The sequence below is a fragment of the Nostoc sp. NMS4 genome, assembly GCF_017115095.1.
Classification (GTDB): Bacteria; Cyanobacteriota; Cyanobacteriia; order Cyanobacteriales; family Nostocaceae; genus Nostoc.
Window position 1 is genome coordinate 1 of sequence record NZ_JABXKI010000369.1, and the last position, 3,834, is coordinate 3,834.

Annotated in this window: 4 protein-coding genes; 1 reads left to right on the forward strand and 3 read right to left on the reverse strand. The window is 38.7% G+C overall.

The window, feature by feature from the left end:
* The coding region (locus HWQ37_RS31360) for a hypothetical protein (protein ID WP_292754669.1) at window positions 1–256 on the forward strand (256 nt) is incomplete at its 5' end.
* A gap of 320 nt (window positions 257–576) precedes the next feature.
* Here HWQ37_RS31360 and HWQ37_RS31365 read toward each other — a convergent pair.
* The 3 genes from HWQ37_RS31365 to HWQ37_RS31375 form a co-directional block, all read right to left on the reverse strand.
* Window positions 577–1,677, reverse strand: coding sequence for an AI-2E family transporter (locus tag HWQ37_RS31365; RefSeq protein WP_292754672.1), 1,101 nt, complete (start codon window positions 1,675–1,677; stop codon window positions 577–579).
* Between the two features lie 190 nt (window positions 1,678–1,867).
* Window positions 1,868–3,301, reverse strand: coding sequence for a bifunctional orotidine-5'-phosphate decarboxylase/orotate phosphoribosyltransferase (locus HWQ37_RS31370; RefSeq protein WP_292754674.1), 1,434 nt, complete (start codon window positions 3,299–3,301; stop codon window positions 1,868–1,870).
* Window positions 3,302–3,327: 26 nt separating this feature from the next.
* On the reverse strand, window positions 3,328–3,834 hold a 507-nt coding region (locus tag HWQ37_RS31375), incomplete at its 5' end, for a cytochrome b/b6 domain-containing protein (RefSeq protein ID WP_292754676.1).

Sequence of the window (3,834 nt, forward strand, 5' to 3'; positions counted from 1 at the left end):
CGATAACGATCGCCGTTATAACCGCGATAACGATCGCCGTTATAACCGCGATAATAATCGCCGTTATGACCGCGACAATAATCGCCGCTATGACCGCGACAATAATCGCCGCTATGACCGCGACAATAATCGTCGTTACGACCGCGACAATAATCGTCGTTACGACCGCGACAATAATCGCCGCTATGAGCGTGAAAATAACCTTCGCAACATTCGTTTTCGCTATGAACGCGATCGCGACTGGGGTCGTGGTTAATCTCTGTGCCTATTTATTAAGCTTAGTCCCAAGCGAACTGAGCATTAATTCTACTTGGCGGTAAGACTAGACACAATCTTTTTTTCACTCATTTCAATATCTGACTTTTCATTCTTATCTAGAAAACCTCGCTTCTATTCCCTAGTAAGCAAGCTTGCTCAGGGATTAGGTTTAGCATTAGCTTTTCTATAGGATGTGAAAAGTCAGATTTTTATTAACTCAAGAATTTACCCTAAGCCTATAAGTCAATACGCTTGGGTTAGCGCCAAAAATCTGGAGTAGCGCGGCAAGCTTAAAATATTGGGTAACAAGGACACAAATCATGGCGATATTGATTTCTCTGGCAATAATTCTGATATTTCTTCACTTCCAACGACATTATCAGAATCCCCAGATTTAGAAAAACCATCTGCCACATCTTTGATAAAACCAGCTACAGGTACTGCGACTAGTAAACCCAACACTCCGCCAACATTAGTGCCGACAAGCAAAGCAATTAACACCCATATTGGCCTGATGCCAGTAAATTTACCTAACAAGCGGGGTGCGATCGCCTGATCAATTAACTGATCGATGACTACAGCTACCGCCAAAACCTTCACTGCTAGCCAAAAGTCGTGTGTAGCTATGATAAAAGTGATTACAATCAGACTGACGACATCACCAAAGGGAATTAAGCTCAAAACCCCAACTCCCAAACCGAAGAGTAAACCAAACTGGACTTGAAAACCTAAAAACAATAATGTTACTGAAACACCCATCATAAAAGCCAAAGTTATCTGACCAATCAAGTAATTTTGGAAGTTTTGCTGAATAGACTGGCTTACCTTCTGGGCAAAATTTCCCGGTAACTTCTTAAATATTCCCTGCCAAATTCTTGGGCCGTCTAACAACAGGTAAAAAGTCAATACTACTGTGATTAATGACTCAGAAACACTATCAATAGTATCTATAATAATACTTAAAAGTTTATCTGAAACAAACTCTAATTCATTAGGTAACTTGTTAGTTATTTGTGTTAACAACTGACTTAGATTCACATTTAAATTGTGCCTAAAAAACCAATCATTTACGATTTTAAGTTTTTCTTCGCTAGAATCAATCCATTGAGGAAAAACTTTAACCATCTCATTAAATTGCTCCAAAACAATGGGTACTAAAGTAATACCTAGAGCAACAACAATTACCAATGCTAATATAAAAACTAACGCTACTGCATAACTGCGTTTAACTCCCCCCTGTTGGAGAATCGAAACAGGATAGTTTAAAACAAATGCAAGTAAAGTAGCCAGCACAAGAATTGTTACGACAGGTTGAAAATTTTTAACCAGTAAAAGTACTAGCCAACCATTGAGAAACACTAGAGGGAATAGCAGCGTAAAAATTAACCATCTAAGTAGTTGATTCAGTGAGAAATTCATAATTAATTTAAAAATCCAAATTATTCTAGTTAATAGTGTGACGGTTGGAGAGACGCGATAAATCGCCGTCTCTACAGAAAATTTATTCGTCAATTATTTCTTGACAGACTACTAGATTCAGCCTGGGAATTAAATATGCTTAAGGAGAAGTAGATAATCAAAATCTTCTCCTATTGCCCATTTCCTATTACTAACTTTCAGCAAAAGCTAAAAATTGCTCCTCATTTATTCGCCCTGCTTGATAGAGAGTATTAGTAATTTCCGAAATAGTTAAAACTGCATGACTGCGATAACCATTTTGCTGTAACCTATCTTTCACCCCCTGTTCATGATCGATAAATACCACAATATCATTAACCTTTAATCCTGCTGATTCCAATTTTCCTGCCCCTTCCATGACACTTTTACCACTGATGAGAATATCATCAACCACCACAACTGTTTCACCAGGATGAAAATTACCCTCAATTACTCTCCGAGTTCCGTGTGCTTTCACTTCTTTACGCGGGAAAATCATTGGACAATGAAGGCGCAAAGCTAAACCAGTTGCAGTAGGTAAAGAACCGTAGGGAATACCTGCTAACCTATCAAAATTGAGGTTTTTCAAAATATCCTCATAGGCTGTGAGAACTTGATTAAAAACTTGGGGATTGGAAATAATTTTGCGTAAGTCAACGTAATAAGGAAATATCGCTCCTGATGCTTGGACAAAGCTGCCAAACATAATACAGTCAATGTCATAAAGTTGTAAAATCAAATCTTGGTGGGGATGCTGATTTAGTAAACATACATCAGGAAACCACACAGAACAAGTAGAGTTTTCATAAATAATTTCAGTTTTTACTTGATTAATTTCTGCGCGTAGAGATTGGACTTCCTCAGATAATTGTGTGTTTCCCAACATATCTTGAGGAACAGGAATCAGCAAACCATCACCGTTAGTATTCAAGCCAGCTTCTAAAATTTGCTTTAAATTTTGACCCTCCCCCCAGATGCTACGCGCCATAATAATTCGTTCGGGTGCAACTGCTCGAATAAGTGCTAAAACTTCAGGATTTGTAGTTCCTACTTCCAAACCCAGTTGTTCTGGAGTTCCCCAAGTTTTTGATTCTTTTACTACCTGTAAATAAAGAGGTGATTCGTTTGTAGGATATTGCTGTATAGCTTCTGCACCTCGATTAGAAGTACAGCATAAAATAAACACCGCTTTACCCTGATAGACTAAAAAAGGTGCGACATGATCTTGTCCTGTATAAGGGCTGAGAGTGATTGCATCTACTTGCCATTCTGTAAACACAGTCCGGGCAAAGATGGTACTAGTATTTAAGTCGCTGTGTTTGGCATCTAAAATAACTGGGATATGGGCTGGGATAGCTGCTAAAATTTTGTACAGCAGTTCTAAACCAGGAATACCTAACGCTTCGTAGAAACCAAGTGTCGGTTTATAAGCACAAACGAAATCAGAAGTTTCCGCAATAATGAATTGTAACCACTTTTCCAAACCAGCGATGAGTTCTTCAGATTCGTAACGTACAGGCATCATCTCTGGATTGGGATCTAGTCCTACAAATAGTAAGCTTTGATTACGTAAGATATTCCCATTCAATTTATCAAAAAAGTTCATTTTTTTATTTAAAAAAGGATTGTCGATTAAAACATTGATTCTGTTAATTCAGTACCACCAGCTTTCTGTCCTAATCGATAGTGAATCACTACAAATAAGATGACCATCGGCACTGAGGCAAAGTGAACAATTCGCAATGCTTGCCAACTGCCAAAGAAATCCACAATCCCAGGAAATTGAGCCGGTTTATACATTCCTATTCCTGTAAATAATGCCAGCAGCAAGATAGGAATAATTGCTGTATAAGCAATCCGATGCCAAGCATAAATTAGACGTTGGGAATTTTGACTTTTTTGTAATGCTTTGAAGTCATTAGCACCGACAAACCGATGTCGCCAGCGCCGGGTAATTAAAACGTAAATTCCATACCACAACAGATTCAGCGAGAATAGCCACATTGCTGCAAAATGCCAGTGTCTACCTCCTGCAAGCCAACCTCCTAAAGTAAATATCGGCGGAATGTGCAAACCTGCACGTCCACCAAAAACAGGGTTGGCGTTGTAAATTTGTAGTCCACTGGTGAGCATGATAAA